Here is a 16,337-nt window from a genome sequence, read left to right on the forward strand (position 1 = left end):
GGCAGTTAAATGAATGTAGAGATATAGAATATAAATATAATAATATAAAACTATGAAGTTCATCGTTTCAAGTACTGGATTATTCAGTCATTTACAAGCTATTAGCCGAGTTATCAACTCCAAAAATTCGTTACCTATTCTTGATTGTTTCTTGATGGAACTGACTGACGGAACGTTGTCACTCACTGCCTCTGACAGCGAGACTACCCTGTCCACTTCTCTGGAAGTAAATGAAAGTGACGGTGACGGTCGTTTTGCCGTTTCTTCAAAAACCATACTCGAAGCCCTGAAAGAAATTCCCGAACAGCCACTGACGTTCCTGGTCAATACAGAAAATCTGGAAATCACCGTAGAATATCAGAATGGTAAATACAGCCTGATGGGACAAAACGCCGACGAATATCCGCAGGCTCCCGCATTGGGCGCAAATGCGGTACACGTAACGATGGGCGCTCCGGTGATGCTGGCAGGTATTAACCGTTCCTTGTTCGCTACCGCCGATGACGAGTTACGTCCGGTAATGAATGGTATTTATTTTGATATCACCACCGAAGACATTACTTTCGTAGCCTCAGACGGACACAAATTGGTGCGCAACAAAACATTCATGGCACATGGAGATGAAAAAGCCGCTTTCATTCTGCCCAAGAAGCCGGCAACCCTGCTGAAGAACCTGTTGCCGAAAGAACAAGGGGACGTACAAATTGATTTCGACGACCGCAACGCTACGTTTACATTAGAAAACTACAGCATGATATGCCGCCTTATCGAAGGACGCTATCCCAATTATAACTCAGTGATTCCGCAGGATAACCCTCACAAGGCCACCATTGACCGCATGATGCTGATCAGCGCGCTCCGCCGCGTATCTGTATTCTCATCACAAGCAAGCAGTTTGATCAAGCTCCGTCTCAGCGAAAATCAAATCCAGATCTCCGCACAAGATATCGACTTCTCCACCTCGGCAGAAGAAACACTGACCTGCCAATATGCGGGAAGTCCCATGAGCATCGGCTTTAAATCGACATTCCTGATTGATATTCTAAACAATATCTCAGCACAGGAAATACTTTTCGAGCTGGCCGACCCTTCACGGGCGGGCGTGATCGTCCCCGTAGAACAGGAAGAGAAAGAAGACCTGCTGATGCTGCTGATGCCCATGATGCTGAACGACTAAAAAAAACGACACGCCACCCTGTGGTGAAAACAATAAATAATACAAGCTGAAAATGAAATTGAACTTGAAGAACCCTGTTGTTTTTTTCGATCTGGAAACAACGGGAACCAATATAAACACAGACAGAATAGTGGAAATATGCTATCTGAAAGTGTATCCGAACGGCAACGAAGAGACCAAGACCATGCGTATCAACCCGGAAATGCACATCCCCGAACAGTCTTCCGCCATCCACGGCATTTATGACGCTGATGTAGCAGACTGCCCCACTTTCAAGGAAGTGGCAAAAGAGGTGGCACGGGACATTGAGGGATGTGACCTGGCAGGCTTCAATTCCAACCGCTTCGACATTCCGGTTCTGGCAGAGGAATTCCTGCGCGCAGGAGTGGACATTGACATGATGAAACGAAAATTCATTGACGTGCAGGTGATTTATCACAAACTGGAACAACGCACCCTGTCCGCCGCCTATAAATTCTATTGCGGCAAGAATCTGGAAGACGCCCATACAGCCGAAGCCGACACACGCGCCACATACGAAGTGCTGAAGTCCCAACTGGACCGCTATCCGGAAGTATTGCAAAACGATATGGCATTTCTGGCCGAATATTCAAGTTTCAACAAGAATGTGGATTTCGCCGGACGCATTGTTTATGATGACAAAGGCGTGGAAATTTTCAATTTCGGAAAATACAAAGGGATGCCGGTCAGCGAAGTGCTGCAAAAAGATCCGGGCTACTACAGCTGGATTCTGAACGGTGACTTTACGCTGAACACTAAAAATGTACTGACAAAAATCAGACTACGTGAATCGGGAATGATGAAATGAGCATGAAAGGAAAAAAAATCGTACTGGGTATAACCGGAAGTATAGCCGCCTATAAAGCGGCTATACTCATTCGCGGACTTATCAAGAAGGGAGCGGAAGTGCAAGTGGTGATCACTCCCGCAGGCAAAGAGTTCATCACCCCTATCACGTTGTCCGCATTAACAAGCAAACCTGTCATCAGCGAGTTTTTTGCCCAACGTGACGGAACATGGAACAGCCACGTAGATCTGGGACTGTGGGCGGACGCCATGATTATCGCTCCGGCCACCGCATCCACTATTGGCAAAATGGCCAACGGAATAGCGGACAATATGCTGATCACGACTTACCTGTCAATGAAAGCCCCCGTATTCGTAGCTCCGGCCATGGATCTGGATATGTTCGCACATCCTTCCACCCGGAAGAATCTGGATACGCTCCGTTCTTACGGCAACCACATTATAGAACCTGCAGAAGGCGAACTGGCAAGCCACTTGGTGGGAAAAGGCAGAATGGAGGAACCGGAAAAGATAGTGGAAACATTGGAAGTCTTTTTTGCCAAACAACAAGACTTGGCCGGAAAGAAAATAGTCATCACCGCCGGCCCCACCTACGAGAAAATAGATCCGGTACGCTTTATCGGCAATTATTCTTCAGGAAAAATGGGATTCGCACTTGCCGAAGAATGCGCCTCACGCGGAGCGGAAGTTTCACTGATCAGCGGCCCGGTAACGATTCAGGTGCATCACCCTAACATCCACCGCATAGATGTGGAGAGTGCCGGAGAAATGTACGAAGCAGCCACCCGCGAGTTTGCCACCGCTTCGGTCGGTATCCTGTGTGCGGCAGTAGCCGACTTCACTCCGGAAACCGTAGCCGGCCATAAAATAAAAAGAGAGAAAGATGATTTAATACTGCAACTAAAACCCACACAAGACATTGCCGCCACACTGGGAAGCCGGAAAAAGGACGGGCAGCTATTAGTGGGATTTGCCTTGGAAACAAACGATGAGACAGAAAACGCACAAGGAAAACTGGAACGCAAGAACCTTGACTTCATTGTGCTGAACTCATTGAACGATCCAGGAGCCGGGTTTCGTTGTGACACCAACAAAATAACGATTATAGACCGTCAGGGCGCAACTCCTTATCCGCTGAAAAGCAAACAGGAAGTAGCGAAAGATATTATCGACAGGCTGGCACATTATTAAAAAAAGTAAGAATATGCTGCAATCTATCTATATACAGAATTATGCATTGATTGATACCCTGGATATCAGTTTCACCCCCGGCTTCTCTGTTATCACCGGAGAGACCGGCGCCGGTAAATCGATCATCCTAGGCGCTATCGGCTTGTTGCTGGGACAACGGGCCGACATCAAAGCGATCAAGAAAGGCGCCAATAAATGTATTGTAGAAGCACGCTTCAACATCTCCGCCTATCAGATGGAGCCTTTCTTCACCCAAAGAGATTTGGAATATGACCCGGATGAATGCATTATCCGCCGCGAATTATATGCATCGGGCAAGAGCCGCGCATTCATAAACGACACCCCGGCCTCACTGGCACAGATGAAGGAACTGGGCGAGAAACTGATAGATGTACACAGCCAGCATCAAAACTTGCTGCTCAACAGTGAGGGATTCCAATTGAATGTATTGGATATCCTGGCACAAGATGATCAGGAACTTTCAGCGTACAAGCATATTTATACCGAATACAAGAATATATGCAAGCAGCTGACTGACTTCATAACGCAAGCCGAACAAAGCCGCAAGGATGAAGATTACATCCGGTTCCAACTGGAACAACTGGATGACGCGAACCTTCAGGAAGGAGAACAAACCGGACTGGAACAGGAAGCCGAGACCTTGAGCCACGCCGAAGAAATAAAAGCGGGCCTGTACAAGGTGGACCAAATAATGTCCTCGGAAGATGCCAGCCTGCTGTCCGCTACCAAAGAATGTATGCAAACCCTGCATAACATAGCGAAAGTGTACACACGTGCCCAGGAGTGGATCAGCCGTTTGGACAGCTGCTACATAGAACTGAAAGATCTGTCGCATGAAATAGCAGGCGCACAGGAGGAAGTGGAGTTCAACCCCACCCGGCTGGATTATGTAAACGAACGCCTGAACTTAATCTACTCCCTGCAACAGAAACATCACGTACAAACAATAGAGGAATTGATGGCCGTACAAACCGACTACCATGAGAAACTGAACGCCATCACTTCTTTTGACGACCGTATAGCAGAACTGACCACCCAAAAAGAAATGCTATATGACAAAGTGATAAAGCAAGCCGCCATACTGACAAAGCTTCGCTCCCAATCAGGCAAGAACATTGAAAACCAGATGCAAAGCCTGCTGGTTCCTCTCGGTATGCCCAATGTGCGCTTTGTGGTGGAATTGAATCCGCGCAAGGAACCGGACAGCAAAGGGATGGACAGTGTGTCCTTCCTGTTCTCGGCCAACAAGAACGGGACATTACAGAATGTAGCTTCCGTAGCGTCGGGCGGTGAGATTGCCCGTGTCATGCTTTCACTGAAAGCCATGATAGCCGGAGCCGTGAAACTGCCTACTATCATTTTTGATGAAATAGACACCGGAGTCTCCGGCTCCATCGCCGAAAAAATGGCACTCATCATGCAGGAGATGGGAAAACAAAACCGTCAGGTCATCAGTATCACCCACCTGCCCCAGATTGCAGCACGCGGCATCACTCATTATAAAGTATATAAGGAAGATACGGAGACAGGCACCAACAGCCACATCCGCCGCCTGACTGACGAAGAAAGAGTAAAAGAAATAGCCAATATGCTAAGTGGAGCCACCTTGACAGAGGCGGCCCTGAACAATGCAAAGGCGCTGATAAGAGGGTAGCGACAAGGGATTAACAGACCGTCATATTGCAGGCATTAATCACTTACCACTAACCACTTGTCACTAACCATTAACCACTAATTAAACATGTTAGAAAAAAATGAAATGATTTTCGGTGTACGCGCCGTTATTGAGGCCATACAAGCCGGAAAAGAGATAGATAAAGTATTGGTGAAGAAAGATATACAGAGCGAATTGTCCAAAGAACTGTTTGCCTGCTTGAAAGATACCTTCATCCCTGTTCAACGTGTACCAGTAGAGCGTATCAACCGCATCACCCGGAAGAACCATCAGGGAGTTGTAGCATTCATCTCCTCTGTCACCTACCAGAAAACAGAAGATCTGGTGCCTTTCTTGTTTGAAGAAGGAAAAACGCCCCTATTCGTCATGCTGGATGGAATTACCGATGTACGTAACTTCGGAGCCATCGCCCGTACCTGCGAATGTGCCGGTGTAGATGCCATTATTATCCCCTCGAAGAACAGTGTCAGTGTCAACGCAGACGCGATGAAAACATCAGCAGGAGCTCTGCACACTCTTCCCGTATGCCGCGAGCAGAGTTTGACCGCCACCATCAAATATCTGAAAGACAGCGGATTCAAGATTGTAGCAGCCACCGAGAAAGGAGACTATGATTACACCAAAGCAAACTACAAAGACCCCGTATGTATTATTATGGGAGCTGAGGACACAGGGGTTCCCTACGAGCATCTTTCCCTATGCGACGAATGGATCAAAATACCATTAATAGGTAAAATAGAATCATTGAACGTATCGGTTGCCGCAGGTATTCTGATTTATGAAGCCGTGAAACAACGTGGCTTCGCAGAAGACAAGACGGCATCCGCTTTATAAATACCGTATCATCGTTAACAAACAATTAACTATATCATGAAGAAAGTACTTTTGATACTGGCATGCGGCATAGCTGCCCAGATAAGCTATGCACAAGCAACCCCCAAGTGGGCCGACAAAGCTAAAAAAGCCGTTTTTTCCATCGTTACTTACGATAAAGATAACAAAATAAAGAATACAGGAAATGGATTCTATATCAATGAAAATGGAACGGCATTATCTGACTACACCTTGTTTGAAGGAGCCGGACGCGCGGTAATCATCAATGCGGACAGTAAAGAATTACCTGTATTGCGTATCCAGGGAGCCAACTCCATGTATGATATCGTAAAATTCAATACCGAAGCCGACAAAAAGACCGTAGCCTTAAAGCCGGCCTCACAGCCGGCCTCAGTGGGTGAGACAGTCTATCTGCTGCCCTACTCGACTCAAAAAGCGGCAACCTGCCAGACAGGAACCGTCACTAAAGTAGACACCATCGGCGACAAGGCATATTACTACACACTGGCTATGACCACCAATGAAAAAACAGTAAGCTGCCCTATTATGAACGCCAACGGAGAAGTGCTAGGCTTAATCCAGAAAAACGCATCGGATGAAGCCAAGGAAAGTTATGCCATCGGAGCGACATACGGCGCCTCCCTGAGTATTACCGCCCTTTCCATAAACGACATGTCACTGAATAAAATCGGTATCAAGAAAGGACTACCCGAAACCGAAGATCAAGCGCTGGTATATCTGTTCATGGCCTCCTCACAACAAAGCCAGGATGAATATGTCACCACATTGAACGATTTTCTGGAACAATATCCCAACAGCGCAGACGGATATGTGCGCCGCGCCACTACCTATATGGGATTTAATGATGACGAACACAACGCTTTGGCAGACGCTGACCTGAAGAAAGCATTGGAAGTGGCCACCAACAAGGGTGAGACACAATACAATATCGCCAAATTAATTTATTCGTATACCATCTCCTTGGGTGACAAGAAGCCATACGGTGACTGGAGCTACGACAAAGCCCTCTCTATTATTCATGATGCCATGCAAGCCGACAACCAGCCCATTTACACACAATTGGAAGGGGACATTCTGTTTGCTATGAAGAAATATCCAGAGGCATACGCCGCTTACGAGAAAGTGAACCAGTCCTCCATAGCCTCTGCAGCTACATTTTACTCGGCAGCCAAGACCAAACAACTGATTGAAGGAACAGACATGAACGAGGTGATCGTCTTGATGGATAGTGCCGTGGCGCGTTTCACCAAGCCTTATACATCGGAAGCCGCTCCTTATTTCTATGAACGGGCAGAGATAAAAGCCCAAATGGGCAAATACCGTGATGCGGTAATAGATTATGATACTTTTCATGATGCCATCGGCGGACGGGTTACAGCCGCCTTTTATCTGCAACGCGAACAGGCGGAGATACAATGCAAGATGTATCAGCAAGCGATCAATGACATTAACAAAGCGGTAGAAATGACTCCCGAGGATGTAGCCATGTGGGTGGAAAAAGGTTCGGTGCATCTACGTGTGGGACAACATAACGAAGCGATAGAAGCCTTGGAGAAAGCTATCTCTTTAGATCCGAAAGCCGCAGCCGCATATCGCATGCTGGGATACTGCCAGGTGCAATTAAAGAAAAACAAAGAAGCCTGCGCAAACTTCGCCAAAGCCAAAGAACTGGGCGATGAAGTAGTAGACGGATTGATGCAGAAGTATTGCAAGTAATACTGGAAAGCTCTACCAAAAATCCGCGAATCCTGCTACATGATTTCTGAAATCTTGTTGCATGATCCGCGGATTTTTGCTACAAGATTTCAGAAATCATGTAGCATTTTTGAAAACCCTGGAAAGGAAAAAAATTCTACTTATCCTGTAACTGCCGTATAATCAGCACCCGTTTCGTATCTTCCGTCACCCGGAAACGGTCATCGCTACGCTCTCCTACCAGCCATACAATCTGGCCGACAGAGCAAACCACGTATTGATTTTCCTTCTGGAAAAGAGAAAACTTACGGTCTGTCAGATAATCGCTGACCTTCTTTTTCCCCTTCATGCCAAAAGGAACAAACTTATCCCCCTGCCGCCATTTACGCACCGTGAGAGGCTGCTCCACCTTGTCCGCATCCAAACAGGCCGTATCCTTATCCTTTGGAATGACAAAGTCCGGCATTATTTCCCGCGTTTCCATTGCAAGCCGGAACGGAGGTACATTTTCCTCCGCTTCCTCATCCGCCGACTTCCTCCTGCGAATAATCAGCTCTGTCCTGTCACGCAGCACCTCCCATCCGGCGGAAACAAACCTTTTTCCCGACTGGCCGGACAAACTGCGGAATACATCTCCCACCTGGACGGAATTGAAACCTAACGGATGAAGAATCTCAAACAGCAAAGCCGCCGGAGCACTCTCTTCCATCAAACGGGAAATAAGAATATGACCGGACTTTTCCATCACCCGTTCTTTTCCCGCCTCTATCTCCTTATTATATATAAGGGAAACGTCAGTCAGACGTCTGGATGTTTCAGCTATACTTTCACTGACAGAAGGATTCAGCTCACACAACATCGGAAGAATATTCAGACGGATCTTATTACGCATATATTCATCTTGCAGATTGGTACTGTCTGTAACATAACCTTGATGCAAACAACGCAAGTAATCCAAAATATCCAGCCGGCTCACCTCCAGCAAAGGCCGTACAATGCAGCCATTATGCGGACTGATACCTTTCAAGCCATTGATTCCCGCGCCACGTATCAAGTTCAGCAGAAAAGTTTCCACACTATCGTCCCGATGATGGGCTACGGCAATAACAGCCATCCCCCTCTCCTTACGCAGTTGTTCGAACCAAGCATAGCGCATTTCGCGAGCTGCCATCTCAATAGAGACATGATGCTGTGAGGCATAAGTGGCCGTATCAAAATGAGTGACATGCAAAACCACTCCCAACCCCTTACACAACTCATTGACAAACCTTTCATCCCGGTCGGATTCCTCACCACGAAGGTGAAAATTACAATGGGCAGCCTCACAATGATAGCCTAAGACAAGCAAGACACGCAACAGAGCTACGGAGTCCGCCCCGCCACTTAATGCCACTAATACCTTGTCATGCAAGGTGAAAAGTTGCCTCTCCTCTATATACTTCTGAATATTCCAATGAAACATGGCACAAAGATAAGGGTTCTGCAAGACAAAAACAAAGCGCCCGTTCTTTATTTAAAAACAATCTAAATAGTTTGCATACTTCTAAGTAATAACTTATCTTTGCGGAAAATTTAAAATAAAATGCGTTTATCCGAATTAAATACAGGAGAGAAAGGCGTAATAGTCAAGGTTTTAGGTCACGGTGGTTTCCGCAAGCGCATCGTTGAGATGGGTTTTATCAAAGGAAAGACCGTAGAGGTAATCCTGAACGCTCCCTTGAAAGATCCTATAAAATACAGACTACTGGGTTACGAGATCTCCCTCCGAAGACAAGAGGCAGATATGATTGAGGTGGTAAGCGAGCAGGAAGCACGCACGATGCAAAACCCTTACCATGGTTCCATAACAGAAGATGTGCCTGTGCCCGAATCGGAACTGGTGGCACTGGCAAAAGGTAAACGCCGTACAATCAATGTAGCCTTGGTAGGGAATCCCAATTGTGGAAAGACTTCGCTATTCAACATCGCATCCGGCGCCCACGAACATGTAGGGAACTACAGCGGTGTGACGGTAGATGCCAAAGAAGGTTTTTTCGACTTCCAGGGTTATCATTTCCGTATTGTAGATTTACCCGGCACTTATTCTCTTTCAGCTTATACTCCGGAAGAACTTTATGTACGCAAGCATATCATTGAAGAAACTCCGGATGTGATTATCAACGTGGCAGACTCTTCTAACCTGGAACGCAATCTCTATCTTACCACTCAATTGATTGACATGAATGTGCGTATGGTCATCGCGCTGAATATGTACGATGAACTGGAAGCCAGCGGAAATAAATTGGATTACACCAAACTAAGCCAGCTGACCGGAGTACCGATGGTACCTACCGTCTGCCGCCGGGGGGAAGGCATAGACAAACTGTTCCATGTGATCATCGGCATTTACGAGGGAGGGGATTTCCTGTCACAAAAAGGCGAAATACGCTCTGAAATTCTGGAAGAGCTGAGAGACTGGCACAAAACCTACGTACCCGACCACGAATTCGGGAGTCATAAAGAAGAGGAAGAGGCCCGTCCACGCGGATATATGCGCCATATTCATATCAACCATGGGCCAGAACTGGAGCGCAGTATCGAAGAAGTCAAAAAAGCAATCAGCCAAAACGAAAGCATACGCCATAAATATTCCACCCGCTTCCTATCCATCAAATTATTGGAAAACGACAAGGAAATAGAAAACTTCATCTCCACACTGCCCAACGGCAAAGAAATTATAGCGATACGCAACAAAGAAGCACTACGTATCCGCAAAGTAATGAACGAAGACAGCGAGCAAGCTATCACGGATGCTAAATATGGTTTCATCACCGGAGCTTTGAAAGAAACATTCACCGACAATCATTTGGAAAAAGAACAGACTACCCGCGTGATAGACAGTATTGTGACACATCGCATTTGGGGATATCCTATTTTCTTCCTGTTCCTTTACATCATGTTTGAGGGAACTTTTGTATTGGGCGACTATCCCATGCAAGGTATTGAATGGCTGGTAGACCAATTGGGCAACCTGATACGAAACAACATGGCCGAAGGCCCTTTGAAAGACTTACTGATAGATGGCATTATCGGTGGAGTGGGCGGTGTCATCGTTTTCTTACCCAATATCCTCCTATTATACTTTTTCATCTCTATACTGGAGGATTCGGGATATATGGCACGCGCCGCATTTATCATGGATAAAATAATGCATCGGATGGGACTGCATGGCAAGTCCTTTATCCCGCTGATCATGGGATTCGGTTGTAATGTACCTGCCATAATGGCGACACGTACCATAGAAGACCGAAAGTCCAGACTAATCACCATGTTGGTGAATCCCTTAATGTCCTGTAGCGCGCGTCTTCCCATATATTTAGTGATGATAGGTGCTTTCTTTCCTAACTACGCCAGCTTTATGCTGCTTTGTATCTATACGGCAGGCATTTTATTGGCAGTAGTAATGGCCCGCATTTTCAGTAAATTTCTGGTGAAAGGAGAAGATTCTCCATTTGTGATGGAGCTTCCCCCCTATCGCATGCCTACCTCTAAAAGTATCATGCGCCATACATGGGAAAAAGGAGCACAATATCTGAAAAAGATGGGAGGTATTATCATGATTGCCTCAATTATCATCTGGTTTCTAGGGTATTATCCGCAGCATGATGCGTATGAAAGCGCGGCCGAACAACAAGAGAATTCATATATCGGACAAATAGGCAAAGCAATAGAGCCTGTTATCAAACCGCTAGGATTTGACTGGAAGTTAGGAATCGGACTTATTTCAGGTGTAGGCGCCAAGGAATTGGTAGTAAGCACACTGGGGGTTTTATACACCAATGAGGGAGATATGGAAAATGTGAATCTTTCCGACCGTATCCCCATTACTCCGCTGGTTGCATTAGCATATATGCTGTTCGTATTGATTTATTTCCCCTGTATCGCCACTTTTGCAGCAATCAAGCAAGAATCCGGCAGCTGGAAATGGGCTATATTCACTGCAGGATACACCACCGGAGTGGCATGGTTGGTTGCATTTGCCGTATTCCAAATAGGAAATTTTATCGTTTAATAAACCTAAACCTCAAATTATTTGTTTATCAAGTATGGAATTACAACAAATCATAGTCATTGCAATCGTATGCCTCTGCACGATATGGACAGGCATACGTATCTTTCTGTATTTCAAACGCATAAAGAGTAATAGCAATCCATGTGAGTGCTGTAGTTCGGACTGTGCCATAAAGTCCATGCGCAACAAACAAAAATGTGATTACGAAAAAAGTGCAGAGAAAGGACGAAAAAATTAGCAGAATATTTGCAGATTAAAAAAAATGTTGTACCTTTGCAACCGCAATCGAGAAACAAAGATTGTTAATGACAAGGTTCCTTGGATGAGTGGCTTAGTCAGCGGTCTGCAAAACCGTGTACGGCGGTTCGAATCCGCCAGGAACCTCCAAAAGCAAGAAAGGATTAGAATGAAAATTTCTAATCCTTTTGTTTTTCAACTACTTACGTTCTTTGCAGTGAAAGAACGGGAAGAATTCTTTTTATTGCGAAAACTCCTCATAATCAGAACTAAAGCATACACTTTTTTGTTGAATAGAAAATCAAGAATAGCAAAACGACTTGCTACCAATGCATAAACTATTTAATCAAATAATGATTGACTGTCTATGAAAATCTTATTAATAGGAGAGTATAGCAATGTACATTGGACTTTGGCAAAAGCCCTAAGAATTATAGGGCATAGAGTTGATGTATTATCCCATAGCAATTTATGGCTGGACACCTCTGACAATCTCTGCCCAAATCAATCATCAATCCGTTGGGGAATTCTTAAAAACACTTTCAATTTACTGAAAGCCCTTCCCCAACTCAAAGGATATGATGTAGTACAACTTGTCAATCCCTACTTTTTAGAATTAAAACCCGAGCTACTCCAGTATGTATTCCAATATCTCAAAAAGAATAACAAGAAGATATTCTTAGGAGGATTTGAATATGACTTTTACTGGATTTACATGTGCTTGAACAAAAACACCCTCCGATACAGTGATTTTTATGCCAATGGTATTTTTCGGGATACCATCGACAACAAAATGACAATCATAAATTGGATGCATGGATTCAGAGGAAAATTAAACCGCATTATTGCGAACAATTGCAATGGAATCATCACCAGCCTTTATGAATCCTATTTAGCCTATCTGCCCTATTTCTCCGGAAAAACAAAATACATTCCTTTCCCGATAGAATCATTCCCCCATCCACATCCCCCTTCTAAAAAAACAGAAAAAGTGAAATTCTATATCAACCTAAAACATCATCGTGAAGAGTGGAAGGGCAAAGACGAACTCTATAGCGCCCTCTATAAATTATATTACAGACATCCATCAGCATGCGAAATTAAACAAACAGTCTCCCCCTCGTATGATGAATGTGAATATTTTATGGACGGATGCGATGTGATGTTAGACCAACTTTACTCTTATTCTCCAGGATTAAATGCATTATATGCCATGAGCAAAGGAATTGTTGTTGTGGGAGGCGCGGAAGAAGAATACTATAACCTGTTAGGCGAAAACAAGCTCCGTCCTATCATCAATGTACGTCCCGAAGAGAATGACGTTTATAACAAACTAGAGAGTTTATTAGCCAACAAGAATAAAATCCACCAGTTATCTGCCGACAGCATTGAATATATTAAAAAGCACCATTGTCCAATAAAGGTAGCTAAAGAATGTTTGGATTTTTGGGAGAAATATTAATTTCAACTATTAGCACCTCACTATCAGCATCTTATTATTTCATTAAAAAAATATATCTAAAAAAGATAGCAAAAGGTTTGCACAATTCAATTTATCCCTTTATCTTTGCACCGCGTTTGAGAGATAACGCTTCTAAAAGAAAGGAAGTTTGGGTGAGTGGCTGAAACCACCAGTTTGCTAAACTGACGTACGGGTAACCGTACCGGGGGTTCGAATCCCCCAGCTTCCGCGAATAAGTCGTAAAAATTATTTTACGACTTATTTTTTATCCCTCTTTTTCAATAGTTTTGGATCAGCCTTACCATTCCGGGCCGTCATTATTCCCTAGGAATCACGTTTACATCTATATTCCCCTATTTTCACCGGAGATTAAAATCCAAGACTTCCCTATTCGTTTTCGGGGAAGACCGTAGACAATCCGGTTTTCTTCAGATCTTCAATTATCTTACCACATAAAATAAACAGATGTTTCTTCATAGAAATCAAACTCCGATTTTATAGCAAAAGAATAAAAAAAATCACTTTTTATTTTGTAGATTAAAAACAAACTTCTAACTTTGCAGCGTCTTAAGAAAAGAAGTTGAGACCAACTGATGGCGGTATCGTCTAGTGGCCTAGGACGCGGCCCTCTCACGGCTGAAACTCGGGTTCGATTCCCGGTTCCGCTACTTTAAAAGCTAATTGATTTATTGATAATCAATTAGCTTTATTTAATTTAAAATGGAACAACAATCGGAACTGTCCTAAAGTAGACGCATAGTAATAAAGTCCCCTTATTTTTTCATTTATTGACCACTTTATACTTAAAAATGCACAAGTATTCGCATTATACCTACTAATAGTGATGCATAGCTCGCAAAAAAGGACTACCTTTGCAGCCCTAAATCTCTTAATGGAATAACAGTATGGAAATGAACAAAGTTTTTAAGGATGGATTGTGGAGTAAGGAAATCAATGTTTCAGACTTCGTACAGACCAACATTACCCCTTATGAGGGCGATGCCTCATTCCTGGCAGGCCCCACAGAGCGAACTAAAAAAGTGTGGAACGAATGCCTCAAGGCACTGGAAGAAGAACGTGCCAATAACGGAGTTCGTTCCCTTGATAATGTAACAGTATCTACCATCACCTCACATAAAGCAGGATACATTGACCGTGAAAACGAACTGATTGTAGGTCTTCAGACGGACGAGCTTCTGCGTCGTGCCATCAAGCCATACGGTGGTATCAAGGTGGTAGAAAAAGCCTGCCATGAAAACGGTGTGGAAGTAGATGAAAAAGTAAAGGATATCTTCACCCATTATCGCAAGACCCATAATGACGGTGTATTCGATGCTTATACCGAAGAAATCCGCTCTTTCCGTTCTCTCGGTTTCCTGACCGGCCTGCCCGACAACTATGCACGCGGACGCATCATCGGTGACTACCGCCGTCTGGCACTGTATGGTATTGACCGGCTGATTGAAGCAAAACAAGAAGATTTGCGCAATATCACCAGTCCGATGACTGATGCCCATATCCGCCTGCGTGAGGAAGTGGCCGAACAAATCAAGGCGCTGAAGGAAATAAAAGTGATGGGGGAATATTATGGACTCAACCTGAGCCGTCCCGCTACCAATGCACAAGAAGCGGTTCAATGGGTTTATATGGCATATCTTGCTGCTGTGAAAGAACAAGACGGAGCAGCCATGTCATTGGGTAACGTATCTTCATTTCTGGATATTTATATCCAGTATGATCTGGACCACGGTAAAATAGACGAATCATTCGCTCAGGAATTAGTTGACCAGTTCATCATCAAGTTGCGTATGGTCCGTCATCTGCGTATGCAGTCATACAATGACATCTTTGCAGGTGACCCAACCTGGGTGACCGAATCTATCGGCGGACGCTTCAACGACGGACGCACCAAAGTAACAAAGACTTCTTTCCGTTTCTTACAGACACTGTACAATCTGGGCCCGTCACCCGAGCCTAACATGACTGTACTGTGGAGTCCGGAACTACCGGAGGGTTTCAAGGAATTCTGTGCACAGGTTTCAATTGACACTTCTTCCATACAGTACGAAAATGATACACTGATGCGCGAAGTACGTAATTGTGACGATTATGGTATTGCCTGCTGCGTATCTTACCAAGCTATCGGCAAACAAATCCAATTCTTCGGAGCACGCTGTAATCTGGCCAAGGCGCTACTGCTGGCTATTAATGGCGGACGTTGCGAAAATACAGGAACTGTAATGGTGAAAGATATTCCTGTCTTGACAGGGGATTTGCTGAACTTTGAAGAAGTATGGTCCAACTATAAGAAAGTACTGATGCAAATTGCACGTGTATACAATGATGCGATGAACATCATTCATTATATGCATGACAAGTACTATTATGAAAAGGCCCAAATGGCATTCATTGACACCAACCCGCGTATCAACCTGGCATACGGTGTAGCCGGTCTGTCCATCGCTATTGACTCATTGTCTGCCATCAAATACGGCAAGGTACGTGCCAAACGTAATGAGATAGGTTTGACTGAAGGCTTTGATATTGAAAATGCATATCCTTGCTTCGGTAATGATGACGACCGTGTAGATCATTTAGGAGTAGACTTGGTTTATTTCTTCAGTGAAGAATTAAAGAAACATCCGGTATACAAAAATGCCCGTCCTACCCTGTCACTGCTGACTATCACCTCCAATGTAATGTACGGCAAGAAAACAGGCGCCACTCCTGACGGCCGTGCCAAAGGGGTCGCTTTCGCTCCGGGCGCCAACCCGATGCACGGACGTGACAAGAACGGCGCCATCGCCTCATTGAGTTCTGTAGCCAAACTACGTTATCGTGATGCTCAGGATGGAATCAGCAACACATTCTCTATCGTACCGAAATCACTAGGAGTAGACCGGGAAACCCGGATAGAGAATCTGATAACCATGATGGACGGTTATTTCACCAAAGGAGCACATCATCTGAATGTAAATGTGCTGAACCGTGAAATGCTGGAAGACGCGATGGAACATCCTGAAAAATACCCGCAACTCACCATCCGTGTGTCAGGTTATGCTGTAAACTTCATCAAATTGAGTCGTGAACATCAGCTGGAAGTAATCAGCCGTTCTTTCCACGAAAGAATGTAACATCCCATATA

General features: G+C 44.8%; 10 protein-coding genes and 3 tRNA genes. 12 read left to right on the forward strand and 1 reads right to left on the reverse strand.

Annotated elements, in window-relative coordinates:
• Window positions 1-52: 52 nt before the first annotated feature.
• The 6 genes from dnaN (at window position 53) to ACYQ0C_RS13555 (ending at window position 7,463) form a co-directional block, all read left to right on the forward strand.
• Window positions 53-1,177, forward strand: a complete 1,125-nt coding sequence (dnaN, locus tag ACYQ0C_RS13530) for a DNA polymerase III subunit beta (protein ID WP_016276073.1) — start codon at window positions 53-55, stop codon at window positions 1,175-1,177.
• A gap of 52 nt (window positions 1,178-1,229) precedes the next feature.
• On the forward strand, window positions 1,230-2,006 hold the full coding sequence (locus tag ACYQ0C_RS13535; protein ID WP_016276072.1) for a 3'-5' exonuclease: 777 nt from the start codon (window positions 1,230-1,232) through the stop codon (window positions 2,004-2,006).
• Complete coding sequence (gene coaBC, locus ACYQ0C_RS13540; RefSeq protein ID WP_016276071.1) at window positions 2,003-3,196, forward strand: bifunctional phosphopantothenoylcysteine decarboxylase/phosphopantothenate--cysteine ligase CoaBC; 1,194 nt, start codon at window positions 2,003-2,005, stop codon at window positions 3,194-3,196. The genes ACYQ0C_RS13535 and coaBC overlap by 4 nt, the downstream gene beginning before the upstream one ends.
• 13 nt (window positions 3,197-3,209) lie before the next feature.
• A complete protein-coding gene (recN, locus tag ACYQ0C_RS13545) occupies window positions 3,210-4,871 on the forward strand; it encodes a DNA repair protein RecN (RefSeq protein WP_016276070.1) in 1,662 nt (553 codons plus the stop codon).
• Window positions 4,872-4,958: 87 nt separating this feature from the next.
• Window positions 4,959-5,726 (forward strand): 23S rRNA (guanosine(2251)-2'-O)-methyltransferase RlmB, encoded by a 768-nt coding sequence (gene rlmB / locus ACYQ0C_RS13550; RefSeq protein WP_016276069.1) that lies wholly within the window; start codon window positions 4,959-4,961, stop codon window positions 5,724-5,726.
• A 36-nt stretch (window positions 5,727-5,762) separates the two neighbouring features.
• Window positions 5,763-7,463 (forward strand): serine protease, encoded by a 1,701-nt coding sequence (locus tag ACYQ0C_RS13555; RefSeq protein ID WP_016276068.1) that lies wholly within the window; start codon window positions 5,763-5,765, stop codon window positions 7,461-7,463.
• A gap of 136 nt (window positions 7,464-7,599) precedes the next feature.
• Here ACYQ0C_RS13555 and tilS read toward each other — a convergent pair whose 3' ends face one another.
• Window positions 7,600-8,904: a tRNA lysidine(34) synthetase TilS gene (gene tilS / locus ACYQ0C_RS13560; RefSeq protein ID WP_016276067.1), complete on the reverse strand. Its 1,305-nt coding sequence runs from the start codon at window positions 8,902-8,904 to the stop codon at window positions 7,600-7,602.
• A gap of 120 nt (window positions 8,905-9,024) precedes the next feature.
• Between tilS and feoB the strand changes: the two genes are divergently transcribed.
• From feoB to pflB, 6 genes are all read left to right on the forward strand, one after another.
• Complete coding sequence (gene feoB, locus ACYQ0C_RS13565) at window positions 9,025-11,493, forward strand: ferrous iron transport protein B (RefSeq protein ID WP_016276066.1); 2,469 nt, start codon at window positions 9,025-9,027, stop codon at window positions 11,491-11,493.
• Window positions 11,494-11,805: 312 nt separating this feature from the next.
• A tRNA-Cys gene (locus ACYQ0C_RS13570) sits at window positions 11,806-11,880 on the forward strand.
• A gap of 217 nt (window positions 11,881-12,097) precedes the next feature.
• On the forward strand, window positions 12,098-13,192 hold the full coding sequence (locus ACYQ0C_RS13575; RefSeq protein ID WP_016276065.1) for a hypothetical protein: 1,095 nt from the start codon (window positions 12,098-12,100) through the stop codon (window positions 13,190-13,192).
• A gap of 142 nt (window positions 13,193-13,334) precedes the next feature.
• Window positions 13,335-13,421: transfer RNA gene (locus tag ACYQ0C_RS13580), tRNA-Ser, on the forward strand.
• Window positions 13,422-13,787: 366 nt separating this feature from the next.
• Window positions 13,788-13,860: transfer RNA gene (locus ACYQ0C_RS13585), tRNA-Glu, on the forward strand.
• A 237-nt stretch (window positions 13,861-14,097) separates the two neighbouring features.
• Complete coding sequence (pflB, locus tag ACYQ0C_RS13590; RefSeq protein WP_016276063.1) at window positions 14,098-16,326, forward strand: formate C-acetyltransferase; 2,229 nt, start codon at window positions 14,098-14,100, stop codon at window positions 16,324-16,326.
• Window positions 16,327-16,337 lie beyond the last annotated feature (11 nt).

It is taken from the genome of Phocaeicola sartorii JCM 17136 = DSM 21941, from assembly GCF_054653615.1.

Coding starts and splice junctions, on each gene's coding strand:
- dnaN (WP_016276073.1), top strand. CDS start 53: ATGAAGTTCATCGTTTCAAGTACTGGATTATTCAGTCATTTACAAGCT.
- ACYQ0C_RS13535 (WP_016276072.1), top strand. CDS start 1,230: ATGAAATTGAACTTGAAGAACCCTGTTGTTTTTTTCGATCTGGAAACA.
- coaBC (WP_016276071.1), top strand. CDS start 2,003: ATGAGCATGAAAGGAAAAAAAATCGTACTGGGTATAACCGGAAGTATA.
- recN (WP_016276070.1), top strand. CDS start 3,210: ATGCTGCAATCTATCTATATACAGAATTATGCATTGATTGATACCCTG.
- rlmB (WP_016276069.1), top strand. CDS start 4,959: ATGTTAGAAAAAAATGAAATGATTTTCGGTGTACGCGCCGTTATTGAG.
- ACYQ0C_RS13555 (WP_016276068.1), top strand. CDS start 5,763: ATGAAGAAAGTACTTTTGATACTGGCATGCGGCATAGCTGCCCAGATA.
- tilS (WP_016276067.1), bottom strand. CDS start 8,904: ATGTTTCATTGGAATATTCAGAAGTATATAGAGGAGAGGCAACTTTTC.
- feoB (WP_016276066.1), top strand. CDS start 9,025: ATGCGTTTATCCGAATTAAATACAGGAGAGAAAGGCGTAATAGTCAAG.
- ACYQ0C_RS13575 (WP_016276065.1), top strand. CDS start 12,098: ATGAAAATCTTATTAATAGGAGAGTATAGCAATGTACATTGGACTTTG.
- pflB (WP_016276063.1), top strand. CDS start 14,098: ATGGAAATGAACAAAGTTTTTAAGGATGGATTGTGGAGTAAGGAAATC.